The following is a 15,632-nucleotide window of genomic DNA, read 5'->3' as shown; positions in this document are numbered from 1 at the left end:
CGCGATGACGAACGACAGGAACGGCGCGCAAGCACTGATCAGCACCCTGGTCGCCGAAGGTGTCCAGGTGTGCTTCGCCAACCCCGGCACCTCCGAGATGCATTTCGTGGCGGCCCTGGACACGGTGCCCGAGATGCGCGGTGTGCTCACCTTGTTCGAGGGGGTGGCCACCGGCGCCGCCGACGGTTACGCCCGGATCGCCGACGGCCCGGCCGCGGTACTGCTGCACCTCGGTCCCGGGCTGGGCAATGGCCTGGCCAATCTGCACAACGCCCGCCGCGCGGGAGTGCCGATGGTGGTGGTCGTGGGTGACCACGCCACCTACCACAAGAAGTACGACGCGCCACTGGAGTCCGACATCGACTCGGTCGCGGGCACGGTGTCCGGCTGGCTGCGCCGCACCGCTGCGGTTCAAGACGTGGCCACCGATGCTGCGGAGGCCATCGCCTCGGCCCGTTCGCATCAGCACGTCTCGACGTTGATCCTGCCCGCGGACATCTCCTGGGGCGACGGCGCCGCACCGGCGAAAGCCGTTGCAGCCCAAGATGGCCCGACCGCACCACACCTCGACGAGGTGGCTGCGGTCTTGGGCTCGGGCGAGCCGACCGTCCTGCTGATCGGTGGGGACGCCACCCGCGAACCGGGGTTGGCCGCCGCGGTCCGGCTGGCGCAGGCCTGCGGTACGCGCGTCATCTGCGAGACGTTCCCGACCCGCCTGCAACGCGGTGCCGGTCTGCCCGCGGTCGAGCGGCTGGCCTACTTCGCCGAGGCTGCCACCGCACAGTTCGACGGTGCCGCGCACATCGTGCTGGCCGGCGCGCCGCACCCGGTGTCGTTCTTCGCCTATCCCGGCAAGCCCAGCGATCTGGTTCCCGACGGCTGCCAGGTGCACACCCTGGCCGGACCGGTCGGGGCGGCCTCCGCACTGGCTGCGCTCGCCGACCTGCTGGCCCCCAACGAGACCGCCGCACTCGCGCCCGACGCCCGGCCGGCGCTGACGTCCGGCCCGCTGACCATCCAGACCCAGGCCGACGTCATCGGTGCGCTGCTGCCCGAGCGTGCGATCGTGGTCGACGAGTCGAACACGTCGGGATTCCTTCTGGCGCAAGCCACCGCCGGAGCGCCTGCGCATGACTGGCTTACTCTCACCGGTGGGGCAATCGGGTACGCACTGCCGGTGTCGGTCGGTGCCGCGATCGCCGCGCCGGATCGCCCGGTACTGTGCCTGGAGTCCGACGGTTCGGCGATGTACACCATTTCGGCGCTGTGGACCCAGGCGCGGGAGAACCTGGACATCACCACCGTGGTCTACGCCAACCGGGCCTATGACATCTTGCGCATCGAATTGCAGCGCGTCGGTGCCGAAGCGGCCGGGACTGGTCCCGGCCCCAAGGCCGAGTCGCTGCTCGATCTAACTAGTCCCACACTGGATTTCGTGAAGATCGCCAAGGGTATGGGAGTGCCGGCACGACGGGCGGGCACCGCCGAAGAACTCGCCGACGCCTTGCGCTGGGCCTTCGACGAGCCAGGCCCGCACCTCATCGAAGCGGTGCTGCCGTCGATCGCGGGCGCAGCCCCGGCTAGACCCGCTTGACGGCGAACTGTGCCGCCTGGCCGACCATGCCGTTGGCCGCGTACATTCCGTGCGCACCGCCGTCGTTGCCGCTGTCCGAGCAGATCGGGTCGGCCGATACGCACATGTCGATCGTCTTGGTGGCATACAGCGGCCCGATCGCGATCGGCGGGGCCCCGATCGAATTCATGAATTCCGGCGACGGCTTGCCGAACAAGGCGATCGCAGCGATGTGATCGGCGATGTCGTTGGGCATCGGTCCGGTCAGCCCCGGCGGCGGGGTGAACCCGTCGGGAATGGCATTGGCGGTCACGAACCCCATCACCGCCGCGCCCTGCGAGTAGCCGCCGAGCACCATCTTGGTCTTGGGGCAGGCCAGTGCGGTAGCCCGAATGTGGTTGCTGGCGTCCATCACTCCGTCGACGGCCCGCGGGAAGTCGGTACTGGCCGGGTAGTCCACCGGGTAGACGTTGACCGACTTGCCGGCGGCATCGGCGGTGACCGCGTCGACGAAGGCCTGGCCGATGCGGCCGACTCCGGGCGGCTCGAAGGTGCCGCGGGCGAACAGCACCTCGATGTCCGGGCAGTCGGCGGCGTGCGCGGCCGGCATGACCAGCAGTGACGAGGCCACGGCGGCGACCGTGAAGACCAGACGGGCGAGTTTCACCCGCAAGCGATAGCCCTCAGCGCGAGATTTCAAACACCGGGTCGGGGCAGTCCAGGCCCTCGGCGGAGAGCTTGCGCTTGATGATCTTGAACGTCTCGGTGCGCGGCACGCTGACTCCGACGCGGACGAACCGCGGCCACTGCTTGGGGCCCAGGTCGGGCTGGTCGGCCAGGAAGTCCCGGAACGTGCCCGGATCGAACTCGGTGCCCGCCGGCATCACCAGAGCGGCCATCACCCGGTCGCCCACATCGGGATCGGGGATGGCGTACACCGCCGCCTCGGTGACGTCGGGATAGCGCATCAGCACGCGCTCGATCGGGGCGGTGCCCAGGTTCTCGCCGTCGACCCGCATCCAGTCGCCGAGCCGGCCGGCGAAGTGCGCATAACCCGCCTCGTCGCGGTAGGCCAGGTCGCCGCTGTGGTAGATACCGCCCGCCATCCGCTCGGACTCGGCGTCCGGGTCTTTGTAATAGCCGCGAAAGTTGCCCGGCCCGTTGAGATTCACCAATTCCCCGATGACACCGGGTGGGCATGGCTGGCCGGTGTCGACGTCGACGATGTCGAGTCCTTCGGGTAGCGGGCCCAGTGCCCCTTCCGGGGTGTCGGGGGTGCGGGCGATGTTCACCCCGCCCTCGGTGGAGCCGAACCCGTCGATCACGGTGACCCCGAACCGGGTGGCGAACCGCTCGATGTCGCGGGGTGCGGCCTCGTTGCCGTAGACGATGCGCAAGGGGTTGTCGGCATCGTCGGGTTCGGGTGGGGTGGCCAGGATATAGGACATCGGCTTGCCGACGTAGTTGGCGTAGGTGGCCTGAAACCGGCGCACGTCGGGGATGAACTGCGAGGCGGAGAACTTGCGGCGCAGGGCAATCGCCGCGCCGCCTGCCACCGCGGGCGCCCAGCCGGCCATCACCGCGTTGGAGTGGAACAGCGGCATCGACAGATAGCAGACGTCGGAGGCGCCCAAGCCGAACCGGTCGGCGAGCATCACCCCGGGGCCGGCGACCTTCTCGTGAGTACAGCGGACGGCCTTGGGCTCACCGCTGGTACCCGAGGTGAAGATCAGCATGAACAGGTCAGCGGAATCGGTGTCGGCGAAGGTGATCGGCGCGCGATCGGCCGTGGCCAGCTCGTCGGCCCACTCCCGCGCCGCCACGTCGATCACCGGCGTACCGGCCGGGGCGAAATCCGGTCCGTAGCTCTGTTCGCCGACCGGGTCGCCGTCGGCCAGCACCAGCTGGCAGTCGGCGTGCTCGATATCGCGGCGCAGCGCGGCGCCGCGGCGGGTCGGGTTCAGCCCGACGACCACCAGTCCGCTCAGGCCCGCGGCGACCAGCACCCGGGAGAAGAACGGCGTATTGCCCAGCAGCACACCGACATGCGGCGGCTTGTCCGGATCGAGCCGGGCACGCAGCACCGCCGCCAGGTCAGCGGCGTCCTGGATATGCCGACGCCACGTCGAGTAGGACCCGTCGTCAGCGCTGATGCCGCGGTCGTCGACGTCGACCAGCGGCTTCAGCAGGCCGGTGACGGTCGGTTCACCGGTCACGGGTCTGATCAGGCCGGTGTCTCGGCCAGTTCGCGGCCGATCTGGCGCAGCTGCGTGGTGGCACCGCCCAGGGCGAACTCGACCTCCTTGGCAGTGATGAAGTAGCGGTGCACCTGGTGGTCGACGTCGATGCCGACACCGCCGTGGACATGAACGGTGGTGTGAGCCACCCGATGTCCGGCCTCGGCGGCCCAGAACGCGGCCGTTGCCACCTCGATGTCGGCGGGCAGATCCTCCGAGAGCCGCCACGACGCCTGATCGATCGCCAGGCGCAGCCCCTTGATGTCGATGTAGTCGTCGGCCAGCCGCGACGAGACCGCCTGGAAGCTGCCGATCGGACGGTCGAACTGCTCACGGGTGCGGGCATATTCGGCGGTGAGTTCCAGCGCGCGTTCGAGGACGCCGAGCTGGTAGGCGCTGTAGCCCAGCGTCTTGTGGGTGGCCAGCCACGCCAGCGCGTCACCGGCGCCGACCACCCGGTCGGCGCCGACCTCGACGCCGGCGAGGTCCAGTTCACCGGTGCTGTTCTTGCCCGTCGTCAACTGTGCTGTGACCGAGACTCCAGCGTCGGTGGCGGTGACCAAGAACAGCCTTGTGCCCGAATCGGTTTCGGCCGGAACCAGGAAGGCGTCGGCGACCGGGGCGAACGGTACCTGGATGCGGGTGCCGGTGAGCCGGAACCCGTCCCCGGCGCCGGTGGCCTGCACCGGCCCCTGGCCCCACTCGCCATCCAGAGCGATGGTCACGATCTTCTCGCCCGCGACCGCCGGTGCTGCCCACTGCTGTTGCAGCTCCGCGGAACCGAAGCGGGCCAGCACACCTGCGCCGAGCACCACCGACTCCAGATACGGGACCGCGGCAAGCTGGCGGCCCAGCGCGGCCAGGATGGCCGCCTGCTCGAGTGTGCCGAATCCGCCGCCGCCCACCGACTCCGGCGCGGCGGTGCTCAGAATGTCGGCGTCGATCAGCGTGCGCCAGAGCTCGGTGTCGAAGCGCTGGTCGAGTCCGTCGAGAGCGCGCTGATGCTCGGGCGTGCACACCGCATCGACGATGGTGCGGACCAGGCCCGAGAGATCCTGTGCTGCTTCTGTTCTGGTGAAATCCATGTCAGTCCTCGTGTCTCGGTCAGCGGTTTACTCGGGGCAGGCCCAGGGCCACCATGCCGATGATGTCGCGCTGGATCTCGTTGGTGCCGCCGCCGAAGGTGAGGATCAGCGCGGAGCGGTGCATGCGCTCGACCTTGCCGCGCAACAGCACGCCGGGCGAATCCTGCCGCAATGTCGCCGACGGGCCCAGGATCTCCATCAGCAGCCGGTAGGCCTCGGTCGCCAGTTCGGTGCCGAAGACCTTGGCCGCCGACGCGTCGGCGGGATTGAGGGTGCCGCTCTTGGCCGAGGCCAGCTCCCAGTTGATCAGCTTGAGGTACTCGGCCTTGGCATGCACCCGGGCGAGGTTGAGCTGCACCCACTCCGAGTCGATCAGCCGGTTGCCGTGGGCGTCCTTGGTGTTCTGCGCCCACTCGCGAACCTGGTTGAGTGCCAGGAAGATCGGCTGAGCGGACACCAGTGCGACACGCTCATGGTTGAGCTGGTTGGTCACCAGCTTCCAGCCGCCGTTCTCCTCGCCGACGAGGCTGCTGACCGGCACCCGCACATCCTGGTAGTAGGTGGCACTGGTACCGACCCCGGCCATGGTGTGCACCGGGGTCCAAGAGAAGCCCTCGGCGGCGGTCGGCACGATCAGCACCGAGATGCCGCGGTGCTTCTTGGCCTCGGTGTTGGTACGCACCGCCAGCCAGACGTAGTCGGCGTACTGGATCAGGCTGGTCCACATCTTCTGGCCGTTGACCACGTAGTCGTCACCGTCGCGCACGGCGGTGGTGCGCAGCGCAGCCAGGTCGGTGCCGGCGCCGGGCTCGGAGTAGCCGATCGAGAAGTGCAGATCGCCGGAGGCGATCTTGGGCAGATAGAACTTCTTCTGCTCCTCGGTGCCGAACGCCATGATCGTCGGTGCGACGCTGTTGATGGTCAGGAACGGCACCGGGGCGCCGGCGATGGCCGCCTCGTCGGTGAAGATCAGTGAGTCCATCGGGTCGCGGTTCTGCCCGCCATACTCCTCGGGCCAGTTCAGCGTGAGCCAGCCGTCCTTGCCCATCTGGGAGACGGTTTCGCGGTAGACGTTGCCGGTGCCGATCTCGCCGCCGGAGGTCGAGCTGAGCGCCTCCTGACGCTCCGGGGTCATCAGCTTGGTGAAGTACGACCGGAGCTCGCGGCGCAGCTCCTCTTGCTCAGGGGTGTAACTGATCCGCATGGCTGGCCCTTCAGCTCGGTGTTCGGCGCCTGTCGGCGACCCGCCGACACCTCCGGTTGTAACACGTTCTAGTCTTGGGGTCCAGCGCCGTTGAGACGGGCAGGGAGCCGATCTCGTCGTATCGTGGTGCTGCGAATGCCCCCGGCTGGCGGGGTGTGTCGGGCAAGGAGGTTGTCATGCGTGTCGAAGTCGACCGTGATCGTTGCGAGGGGAACGCCGTCTGCGTGGGAATTGCGCCGGACCTGTTCGAACTCGATGACGAGGACTACGTGTACGTGACGAAGGACCCGATCCCCGCCGACCAGGAGGAGTTGGCCGAACAGGCCATCGCCGAATGCCCGCGCGCAGCGCTGACCCGCCGCGACTGACTCGACGTTAGAGGTATTCATAAGTTGACCGCACAAGACGACTCGAACGACCTGTCCGGACGTGTCGCCGTCGTGACCGGCGCTGCCGCCGGTCTCGGCCGCGCCGAGGCGATCGGACTGGCCAAGTCAGGGGCGACAGTCGTCGTCAACGACATGGCCAAGGCCCTGGATGCCTCCGACGTGCTCGACGAGATCAGCGCGGCCGGCTCCAAAGGCGTGGCCGTCATCGGTGACATCAGCCAGCGTTCGACGGCCGACGAACTGGTCGAGACCGCCGAGTCCCTCGGCGGGCTGAGCATCGTCGTGAACAACGCCGGCATCACCCGAGACCGGATGCTGTTCAACATGTCCGACGAAGACTGGGACGCCGTGATCGCGGTCCACCTGCGCGGACATTTCCTGCTGACCCGCAATGCGGCGACCTACTGGCGCAACAAGGCCAAGGAAAACGACGGTTCGGTCTACGGCCGGATCATCAACACCTCATCGGAGGCCGGGCTCTCCGGTCCGGTCGGCCAGGCCAACTACGGTGCGGCCAAGGCCGGCATCACCGCTCTGACGTTGACCGCGTCGCGGGCGCTGGGCCGGTATGGGGTGACAGCCAACGCCATCGCACCGCGGGCGCGCACCGCGATGACCGCCGAGGTGTTCGGCGAAGCCCCGCCGGAGGGCGAGGTCGATCCGCTCTCGCCCGAGCACGTGGTCACCCTGGTGCGCTACCTCGCCTCGCCGGCCTCGCACAAGGTCAGCGGCCAGATCTTCATCGTCTACGGCCCGACGGTCACATTGGTGGCGGCGCCGACGGCCGAACACCGGTTCCACGCCCACGGACCGGCCTGGGATCCAGCCTCGCTCAGCGAGTCGATGAGCGACTATTTCGCCGACCGCGATCCGGAGCGCACCTTCGGCGTGATGGGCTTGATGGGCGACTAAGTCACTCGATCGCGGTGCCGTCGGTACCCGATTTGGCGTCGGCCAGGGCGTCCAGGAATGAGCGTGCCCAGCGGTCGACATCGTGGGCCAGCACCTGGCGGCGCAAGGCGCGCATTCGGCGGCGGCCCTCCTCCGGGGTCTGGTTCAGTGCCGCCTCGATGGTGTCCTTGACGCCTTCGAGGTCATGCGGGTTGGTCAGGTAAGCCTGGCGCAATTCGGCTGCCGCGCCGGTGAATTCACTCAAGACCAGCGCGCCGCCGAGATCGCTGCGGCAGGCGACGTACTCCTTGGCCACCAGGTTCATGCCGTCCCGCAGCGGGGTGACCAGCATGACGTCGGCCGCGACGAAGAAGGCGATCAGCTCGTCGCGCGGCACCGGTCGGTGCAGGTAGTGCACCACCGGGTGGCCGACCTCGCCGTACTCGCCGTTGATGTGGCCGACCTGCTGTTCGATCTCGTTGCGCAGGATCCGGTAGCTCTCGACGCGCTCCCGGCTCGGGGTGGCCAGCTGGATCAGGACGGTGTCGTCGCGTTTGGCACGCCCTTCGGCCAACAGCTCCGAGAACGCCCGGAGCCGGACGTCGATGCCCTTGGTGTAGTCGAGGCGGTCGACTCCGAGCAGGATCTTGCGCGGGTTGCCGAGCTCGGCGCGGATCTCGCGGGCGCGTCGGCGGATCTCGCGGCCCCGCGCGGTCCGATCGAGCTCGGCGGAGTCGATGGAGATGGGGAAGGCGCCGACCTTGATGGTGCGTAACCCCAACTGCACCTCGCCGAACCGGGACCGCACGCCGACCGATGCGCGGGAGGTGTTGGCACCCACCAGCTTTCGTGACAAGAACAGAAAGTTCTGTGCACCGCCGGGCAGATGAAAGCCGACCAGGTCCGCACCCAGCAGGCCCTCGATGATCTCGGTGCGCCAGGGCATCTGCATGAACAACTCGACCGGCGGGAAGGGGATGTGCAGGAAGAAGCCGATGGTCAGGTCCGGGCGCAACATGCGCAGCATCTTGGGCACCAGTTGCAGCTGGTAGTCCTGCACCCAGACGGTGGCGCCCTCGGCGGCCGCGCGCGAGGTGGCCTCGGCGAAGCGGCGGTTGACGTCGACGTAGCGGTCCCACCACTCGCGGTGATAGGCCGGCTTGACGATGACGTCGTGGTACAGCGGCCAGAGCGTGGCGTTGGAGAAGCCCTCGTAGTATTCGGCGAACTCCTCGGCGCTCAGCCGCACCGGGTAGAGCTGCATCCCGTCTTCGATGATGGGATCTTCCGGACCGTCGACGATGCCCGGCCACCCGATCCAGGCGCCGCGATGCCGTCGTAGCAGCGGTTCCAGCGCGGTGACGAGGCCGCCGGGGCTGCGCCTCCAGGTGAGGCTGCCGTCCGGCAGCCGCTCCATGTCGATCGGTAGCCGGTTGGCGACAACGACGAATTCAGAGTTTCCGGAGCCGGTCGTCTTGTCTCCGGGCACGGTCTAGGCCTCGAGCTTTGACGGCCCAATACCGAGCATCGAGAGGAAGACGCGGCATTCGTCGGCGTCGTTGGCATAGGCGGCGACGACCCGGCGGGCCTGACGGGCCGTGCTGTCGGCCAGCGGCTCCACGTCGTCGATGTCCGCGGGGTCAGATTTTGCAGGCATAACTCAACTCTAGGTGAAGGTCTTGTCGATGGTTACGGGCTGGAGGAGATGGTGGACTTGGGCTCGACCGGCGGGCCCTCGGTCTGGCTGACGGCGTAGCAAGCCGCCGACTCCCAGTACCCGGTGCACGGGTAGCCATTGATATTGGGCACCAGGTCGGCTGGATCGCCGGTGACCACGGTGCTGGTGACCGCGCCGGTCTGCGGTGGCGGGGCCGCATCGGGCTGTACCTGGTCGCCTTGCGTGCTGTCCAGCGGTGTCATGGTCGGCACACAGTTGCCGGTCGAGGGGTCGATGGACTCGCCGGACTGGCAGCCCGCCGAGTTGCCCGGCTGGTCGGCGACGGGAGCGGGCACCGGCACCGGTTGCGGGTCGGGTACACCGCCAGAGCCTTCGGCGAAAGCCGGTGCGGCACAGATCAGCCCGATTGCAGGCGCCAGCGCCACCGCGAGTGCGAATGCACCCGCGGTGAGCAGCGTGGCGGTGCGGCTGGAATGGATCGGCATCGTTGCCCTTCCTGGTTCCCGCGGTGTTACGGGCTCGACGAGATGCTCGAGCGCGGCTGGACGTCCGGCGCGCCCTGATCCTCCTCGAGACCGATGCACTGCCCGGTGTTGTGGCCGGTGCACGGGATCCCCTGGACCTCCGGCACGCTGTTGGTGTCACCTGGGGTGGAGAAATCCACGCCGCCCGATGTGTTCGGCGTCAACTCCGGGGTGCACTCGCCGGTGTAGATGTCCTCGATCTCGCCGGCGGGGCAGGCGATCGCGACTCCTGCCGGGGCGAGCGAAGGCCCCACCACGAACGCAGCCGCCGGGGCGGCTGCGATCGCGAGGCTCAACCCTCCGGCAAGGAGGATGCGTCGGCCGACAGAGGAGGGTTTCGCCATACTTCACACTTCCTAAAGTGGAACGACGGAACACCGCTGTCGGCGCTCCGCGCTACGGACTGGACGAGATGCTCGAGTGGGGCTCCACGGCCGGAGCCCCCTGCTCTTCCTGCAATCCTATGCACTGGCCGGTGTTTGCGCCTGTGCAAGGGATGCCCTGGACCTCGGGCACGCTGTTGTTGTCACCCGGGGTGGAGAAGGCGACCTCACCAGGCGGGTTGTCCTGCGGCGGGGCGGGCAGACAGCCGATGCCTTCGGTGTTCACCACCTCGCCGGGAGCGCACTCGGCGACGGCCGGTGCCGGGCCGGTGGAGACAGCGGTGAAAGCAGCCACCGCCGGAGCGGCTGCGACTGCGAGCGCGAAGCCGCCAGCCAGGGCCAGGCGTCGCGCCGAATTCTTCAAGGTAGCCATCATGGTGCTTTCTTCTCGGTTTGCTGAGCGGCTGTGTGAGAGCAGTGTATGGCTGCCTTCCCCCGACCGCAGTTGTTCGGGTGTTTTATCGCCCGTAACCTGGCGTGTGTTACAACACAGTCAATAACTTCTGCCGCGAATTCGGGGCCCGACGCCAGCCCGACGAAATGCGGTCTGAGCTGCTCGGAGCTAACCGGTTTCGACACTGTTCCGGCATGGTGCAGATTCCCGAATTACCGCATGGCCCACCATGGCATTGCGCACTGCGGCCATTCTTCAGACCGTTTTGAGCCTGTGACCGGAGATGCCCCCGGGGTTGCAGAGGCCGTTCCCGGCGGCGTGACTGTGCCTTCCCTGTGTTCGCTGCAAGCGATCTGGGTGGCGCTGGTCGGCGGCCGCGGCGGGACCGGGACGACCTCTTTTCGCCGCCGGCTCGTCATGGTTCGATATGTGAAACCTGTTCCAGTTTTTCTGTGAGGAGTGCGGCGTGCAGCTCTCGTTCGAGGATCGGACGTACCTGGTCACCGGCGGCGGTAGCGGAATCGGCAAGGGGGTTGCCGAGGGTCTCGCCGCGGCGGGTGCCCGCGTTCTGATCGTCGGCCGCGGTGCCGAGCGGCTGGCGGCGACCGCCGAGGAGATCAAGGCCAACGCACCGGCCGGTGATGTGCGGTACCAGTCCGCTGACGTCACCGATGAGGACCAGATCGCCGCCGCAGTGGCCACAGCGACGGAGTGGAACGGCCGGCTGCACGGCGTTGTGCACTGCGCGGGTGGTTCGCAGACCATCGGACCGATCACCCAGATGGACTCCGAAGCCTGGCGGGCGACGGTCGACCTCAACATCAACGGCTCGATGTACGTGCTCAAGCACTCCGCCCGCGAGATGGTGCGTGGCGGTGGCGGTTCGTTCGTGGGAATCTCCTCGATCGCATCCAGCAACACCCACCGCTGGTTCGGCCCGTACGGGGTGACCAAGTCGGGTCTGGACCATCTGGTGAAGCTGGCCGCCGACGAACTGGGCCCGTCCTGGGTGCGGGTCAACGGCATCCGCCCCGGGCTGATCCGCACCGAACTGGTGCAACTGGTCCTGGACTCGCCGGAGATCAGCGGTGACTACGCCGAGTGCACACCGCTGCCCCGGCCCGGCGAGGTCGACGACGTCGCCAACACGGCGCTGTTCCTGCTCAGCGATGCCGCGCAATGGGTCACCGGCCAGATCATCGGGGTCGACGGCGGGCAGAGCCTGCGCCGCGGTCCGGACTACTCCGCCATGCTGGAGCCGGCCTATGGTGCCGACGGCCTGCGGGGCGTCGTCTAGCCGCGCTTTTAGTTGACGCAGGGGATGCCGCCGCCGTCGATCGGCTTGCCCTGATCGGGCGTCGGCGTCGTGGTCATTCCGTACCAGCCCTGCGCGCTTGTGGTGTCGGCTGCTTGTTCCTCGGCGGGCTGCTCGGTCGGCGTGTCATAGCCGTCGCCGAGGATCACCTGAATGTGATCGGCCGCCAGTGCCTTGTTGGCCTGGGGTGCGTTGTCGATTCCCAGGATCCTGGCCACCGATTGGGCGTCGGTCTGCGCTCCTGGTCCGTAGGTGATCACGGTGTCGACGGGTTCGCCGGATTCCCGGTCGCGGACGGCACCGACGGTGAACTCCTTCTTGCCCAGCAGGGCGGCGGCCTGGGCGGCAAGCCCTGCCGTCTCGCTGGCGTTGACCACGGTGACCGATGTCAGCGGGTTGATCGGCGGCAGGGGTTGTAGCGCGCTGGTCGTTGCGGTGGTCGTGGTCGTCGTGCCGGTACCGATGGCGTTGGCGATCTCCGCGCGGATCTTCGCGGGGTCGATGATGTTGACGTCCTGGCCGTTGATGTTGTCGTAGCGCACCACGGGCAGGGTGCGGAACTCGACGGAACCACCGGCCAGCGCCGCCATCCGGCGGAACTGGTCTTCTCCCCAGCCCTCCGACAGCACGATGTCCTTGCGGGCCACGTCCATCAGCCCCCGGAACTTCTCGATGTCGGTGAACGAGCCGGACTGCTGTAGTTCGTGCATGACCGAGAGCAGGAAGGCCTGTTGACGGTGAGTGCGGTCCAGGTCGCCGTTCTCCAGGCCATGGCGCTGACGCACGAATGCCACCGCCTGTGCGGCGTCGAGGCGTTGCCGGCCCGCAGGGAAATCCGCGCCCGAATAGTCGTCGTGCACAGCGTGATTCAGACAGACCTCGACGCCACCGAGGCTCTCGGCCAGATCGTAGAAGCCCGCGAGGTTGACCTCGGCGAAGTAGTCGATGGGCTGACCGGTCAGATTGCGCACTGCGCGCAGCGTCGCTTTGCGACCGGCCTCCCGGCCGGCCTTCTCCAGCTGCGCGCGGTCGGTGATCCCTTCGTCGACGAGCTTCTGCTCGGTCTCGAACTTGGTCAGGCCATACGCCTCTTTGATCTTGATGTGGTCGTAGCCCTTGATCCCGGTGACGGCGACGTAGTCGTCGCGCGGGATCGAGAACGCCACCACCCGGTCATCGGCCCCGATGTGAACGAGGATGAGCGTGTTGGTGTTGTAGCCGCCCGCGTCGGAGTCGCCGGCGTGCAATTTGCCCAGAACCTCGTCGGGCAGTTCGTTGCCGTCCTGATCTTTGCGCGAGTCCAGACCGATCAGCAGGATGTTCATCGCGCCACCGCTGGATCGCGGCTCGTCCGAGCCGAGTGCACGTGAGATCGTGATGCCGCCGAGCAGTCCGTGCGCCTGCGAGTAGGCCACCCCGGTTCCGGTCACCACCAGCACCGACACCACTGCGATCAGAACTCGGCGCAAGATACGCGCCGCCCGCCGCACCGGTGTCATCGCGCCACCCCGATGGCGGCCGTGGCGGTTGCCCGCAGCGGCCGCCGGCGCAGGTGGCGTCGGATTCATGCTCGCCAGTATGAGGTCACTTGCTGGCGGCCTCGCAGCTAGTCCTGGTTGGCTTGGGTGCGAACGCCCGCCGCGCCCGGTCGTCTGCAGTACGCTCCTGCCCAGATCAGGGCTTTGCAGGGGATGTCGGAAGGCGCCGCCATGGGGACACTCTCGAGGTGCTGGACAGCGGCGTTTATCACAGCGGGACTGCTCGCCGCGGCACTGCCCGCGGCTGCGACCGCCGGGGCCGAGTGCGTCAACTCCGGTGGCGCCACGGTCTGTGCCCAAGGGCAGGTCCGAGGTAGTGGCCAGCCGCCACCGCCGACCGCCGGTCCGTACGTGCCCTATCCCTGTGACTATGACCCGTACTGCTACGACGGCGGCTTGTCGATCATCATCGATCCGGGCTGGGGCGGCGGGAACGGCGGCGGAAACGGCGGGCCGATCCTGCCGCGCCCCACTCCGCGGTAAGGCCGCGGCGGGGCCTGGTCGTCTTCGTATCGTCGAGGGATGAGCATGCGTCCACCCGCACAACCCCCCGGCCCCGGTCAGGAGTCGGTATGGGATTACCCCAGGCCACCTCGCCTCGAGCCCTTCGACGGCACGATCACCGTCGAACTCGGTGGCACCGTGATCGCCTCGACCGACCGCGGTTGGCGGGTCCTGGAAACCAGTCACCCGCCCACCTACTACCTGCCCCGGGAGGCGTTCGCCCCGGGCGCGCTTCGGGATGCGCCGGGCTCGTCGTGGTGTGAGTGGAAGGGGCAGGCGCGCTACTACGACCTGGTCACCGAGGCGCGTACCGCGCCACAGGCGGCTTGGACCTACCCGGCTCCCACGCGCGGTTTCGAGTCGATCGCCGGCGCGATCGCGGTCATGGCCGGGCAGGTGGATCGCTGCACCGTCAACGGCGAGACCGTCGAGCCCCAGCCCGGCGGCTTCTACGGTGGCTGGATCACCAGCTGGATCGTCGGGCCCTTCAAGGGCGTCCCGGGCTCGATGGGCTGGTGAGCGCCGGCCCGGCGTGAAACACGGCAGAAACACAAATGCCGCCTGTTGGAAACACCACGCCGACATTCTCGTCGGGACCGTCGAAGGAGCCGGACTTGAATTCGATCGATCCCGCCGCCACCGCCTGGCTACTCACCAGCACCGCCCTGGTCCTCTTGATGACGCCCGGGCTGGCCATCTTCTACGGCGGCATGGTCCGCACCACCGGTGTGCTGAACATGATCATGATGAGCTTCATCGCGATCCCACTGGTGACCGTCACCTGGCTGCTGGTCGGCTACTCGCTGGCGTTCTCCGGCGACAGCGCGGGCGGGTTCATCGGCGATCTGTCACATCTCGGGATGGCCGGTATCGACTCGAGTACCCCGCACGGTTCGGTTCCCGAACTGCTGTATGCCACCTTCCAGCTCAGCTTCGCGATCATCACTGCGGCGCTGGTCAGCGGCGCCATCGCCGACCGGGCCCGCTTCGCGGCGTGGATGGTATTCGTCCCCGTCTGGTCCGTCGTGGTGTATTCGGTTGTGGCGCACTGGGTTTGGTCGCCCGGTGGGTGGCTGTTCAAGCTCGGTGTGCTCGACTATGCCGGTGGGCTGGTGGTCGAGATCGTGTCCGGGGCATCGGCACTGGCACTGGCGCTGGTCCTGGGGCCCCGGATCGGGTTCAAGGTCGACGCCATGCGCCCGCATAATCTTCCGTTCGTGCTGCTCGGTGTCGGACTGCTGTGGTTCGGCTGGTTCGGTTTCAACGCCGGGTCGGCGCTGGCCGCCAACGGTGCGGCTGCGGCGATCTTCCTGAACACCCTGGTCGCAGGGTGCCTGGGGATGCTGGGCTGGCTGTCGGTCGAGCAGATTCGCGACGGCAGGCCCACGACATTCGGCGCCGCCTCCGGGGTGGTCGCCGGCCTGGTTGCCATCACACCGTCGTGTGGAACGGTCAACACGCTGGGTGCCGCGATCGTCGGGGTGGCCGCCGGCGTCGTCTGCGCGTTCGCGATCGGTCTGAAGTTCCGCTTCGGCTACGACGACTCCCTCGACGTGGTCGGTGTGCACTTCGTCGGCGGAGTGGTCGGTGTGCTGCTGATCGGCTTCCTGGCCACCGCCGTCATGACGGGCGGCCCGCAGGGACTGTTCTTCGGTGGCGGTCTGGCCCAGCTCGGCAAGCAGGCGCTGGCGATGGTGGTGGTCGCCGCATACGCCTTCGCGATGTCCTTCGGGCTGGCCAAGCTCATCGACCGGACCATGGGCTTCCGGCTCAGTCCCGAGGACGAGATGGCCGGAGTGGACTTCGCCCAGCACGCCGAGACCGCCTACGCCGAAGGTGTGCATGGTCATCAGCCGGTGCGCCGGCCCCTGTTCGGCGAGGGTCGGCCCCGTTCCGAGCGCCCCGACGAGGACTGAG

Annotated in this window: 17 protein-coding genes; 7 read left to right on the top strand and 10 right to left on the bottom strand. The window is 68.0% G+C overall.

Annotation, left to right across the window (positions count from 1 at the left end; all coding sequences use genetic code 11):
* Nucleotides 1-4: 4 nt before the first annotated feature.
* Complete coding sequence (locus tag G6N35_RS16015; RefSeq protein WP_163805140.1) at nt 5-1,594, top strand: acetolactate synthase large subunit; 1,590 nt, start codon at nt 5-7, stop codon at nt 1,592-1,594.
* On the opposite strand, the gene G6N35_RS16010 is transcribed toward G6N35_RS16015, so the two are convergent.
* The 4 genes from G6N35_RS16010 to G6N35_RS15995 form a co-directional block, all read right to left on the bottom strand.
* On the bottom strand, nt 1,581-2,183 hold the full coding sequence (locus tag G6N35_RS16010; protein ID WP_163807716.1) for a cutinase family protein: 603 nt from the start codon (nt 2,181-2,183) through the stop codon (nt 1,581-1,583). The two genes, G6N35_RS16015 and G6N35_RS16010, sit on opposite strands and share 14 nt — an antisense overlap.
* Before the next feature lie 73 nt (nt 2,184-2,256).
* Nucleotides 2,257-3,789, bottom strand: a complete 1,533-nt coding sequence (fadD17, locus tag G6N35_RS16005; RefSeq protein WP_163805139.1) for a long-chain-fatty-acid--CoA ligase FadD17 — start codon at nt 3,787-3,789, stop codon at nt 2,257-2,259.
* Between the two features lie 8 nt (nt 3,790-3,797).
* Nucleotides 3,798-4,895, bottom strand: coding sequence for an acyl-CoA dehydrogenase family protein (locus tag G6N35_RS16000; RefSeq protein ID WP_163805138.1), 1,098 nt, complete (start codon nt 4,893-4,895; stop codon nt 3,798-3,800).
* A gap of 19 nt (nt 4,896-4,914) precedes the next feature.
* Complete coding sequence (locus G6N35_RS15995) at nt 4,915-6,099, bottom strand: acyl-CoA dehydrogenase (protein ID WP_163805137.1); 1,185 nt, start codon at nt 6,097-6,099, stop codon at nt 4,915-4,917.
* 176 nt (nt 6,100-6,275) lie between these two features.
* Here G6N35_RS15995 and G6N35_RS15990 point away from each other — a divergent pair, with 176 nt between their 5' ends.
* Nucleotides 6,276-6,467, top strand: coding sequence for a ferredoxin (locus G6N35_RS15990; RefSeq protein WP_059016686.1), 192 nt, complete (start codon nt 6,276-6,278; stop codon nt 6,465-6,467).
* Nucleotides 6,468-6,491: 24 nt separating this feature from the next.
* Nucleotides 6,492-7,400: a 3-oxoacyl-ACP reductase gene (locus tag G6N35_RS15985; RefSeq protein ID WP_163805136.1), complete on the top strand. Its 909-nt coding sequence runs from the start codon at nt 6,492-6,494 to the stop codon at nt 7,398-7,400.
* A 1-nt stretch (nt 7,401) separates the two neighbouring features.
* Here the strand turns inward: G6N35_RS15985 and G6N35_RS15980 are convergent, their stop codons facing one another.
* From G6N35_RS15980 to G6N35_RS15965, 5 genes are read right to left on the bottom strand one after another with little or no spacing between them, the layout of a single operon-like run.
* On the bottom strand, nt 7,402-8,868 hold the full coding sequence (locus G6N35_RS15980) for an alpha,alpha-trehalose-phosphate synthase (UDP-forming) (protein ID WP_163805135.1): 1,467 nt from the start codon (nt 8,866-8,868) through the stop codon (nt 7,402-7,404).
* 3 nt (nt 8,869-8,871) lie between these two features.
* Nucleotides 8,872-9,036, bottom strand: a complete 165-nt coding sequence (locus tag G6N35_RS26925; RefSeq protein ID WP_170313133.1) for a hypothetical protein — start codon at nt 9,034-9,036, stop codon at nt 8,872-8,874.
* 32 nt (nt 9,037-9,068) lie between these two features.
* On the bottom strand, nt 9,069-9,542 hold the full coding sequence (locus G6N35_RS15975) for a hypothetical protein (protein WP_163805134.1): 474 nt from the start codon (nt 9,540-9,542) through the stop codon (nt 9,069-9,071).
* 26 nt (nt 9,543-9,568) lie between these two features.
* Nucleotides 9,569-9,925 (bottom strand): intersectin-EH binding protein Ibp1, encoded by a 357-nt coding sequence (locus tag G6N35_RS15970; protein ID WP_163805133.1) that lies wholly within the window; start codon nt 9,923-9,925, stop codon nt 9,569-9,571.
* A 52-nt stretch (nt 9,926-9,977) separates the two neighbouring features.
* On the bottom strand, nt 9,978-10,340 hold the full coding sequence (locus G6N35_RS15965) for an intersectin-EH binding protein Ibp1 (RefSeq protein WP_322790609.1): 363 nt from the start codon (nt 10,338-10,340) through the stop codon (nt 9,978-9,980).
* Nucleotides 10,341-10,824: 484 nt separating this feature from the next.
* On the opposite strand from G6N35_RS15965, the gene G6N35_RS15960 reads away from it, so the two are divergent.
* Entirely contained in the window at nt 10,825-11,655 is an 831-nt protein-coding gene (locus tag G6N35_RS15960; protein WP_163805131.1) for an SDR family oxidoreductase, read from the top strand.
* 8 nt (nt 11,656-11,663) lie between these two features.
* On the opposite strand, the gene G6N35_RS15955 is transcribed toward G6N35_RS15960, so the two are convergent.
* Complete coding sequence (locus G6N35_RS15955) at nt 11,664-13,241, bottom strand: LCP family protein (RefSeq protein WP_163805130.1); 1,578 nt, start codon at nt 13,239-13,241, stop codon at nt 11,664-11,666.
* A gap of 141 nt (nt 13,242-13,382) precedes the next feature.
* Here G6N35_RS15955 and G6N35_RS15950 point away from each other — a divergent pair, with 141 nt between their 5' ends.
* The 3 genes from G6N35_RS15950 to G6N35_RS15940 all read left to right on the top strand — a co-directional run bounded on the left by G6N35_RS15950 (nt 13,383) and on the right by G6N35_RS15940 (nt 15,631).
* Entirely contained in the window at nt 13,383-13,694 is a 312-nt protein-coding gene (locus G6N35_RS15950; RefSeq protein WP_163805129.1) for a hypothetical protein, read from the top strand.
* A gap of 39 nt (nt 13,695-13,733) precedes the next feature.
* Nucleotides 13,734-14,234 carry a DUF427 domain-containing protein gene (locus G6N35_RS15945; RefSeq protein WP_163805128.1) on the top strand — a complete coding sequence of 167 codons (501 nt, stop codon included), beginning with the start codon at nt 13,734-13,736 and terminating at the stop codon, nt 14,232-14,234.
* Between the two features lie 95 nt (nt 14,235-14,329).
* Entirely contained in the window at nt 14,330-15,631 is a 1,302-nt protein-coding gene (locus G6N35_RS15940) for an ammonium transporter (protein ID WP_163805127.1), read from the top strand.
* Nucleotide 15,632: the final 1 nt, after the last annotated feature.

Source organism: Mycolicibacterium anyangense (genome assembly GCF_010731855.1).
Taxonomy (GTDB): Bacteria; Actinomycetota; Actinomycetes; order Mycobacteriales; family Mycobacteriaceae; genus Mycobacterium; species Mycobacterium anyangense.
Note: the sequence above shows the minus strand (reverse complement) of the source record. Positions and strands in the feature narration are given on the sequence as shown.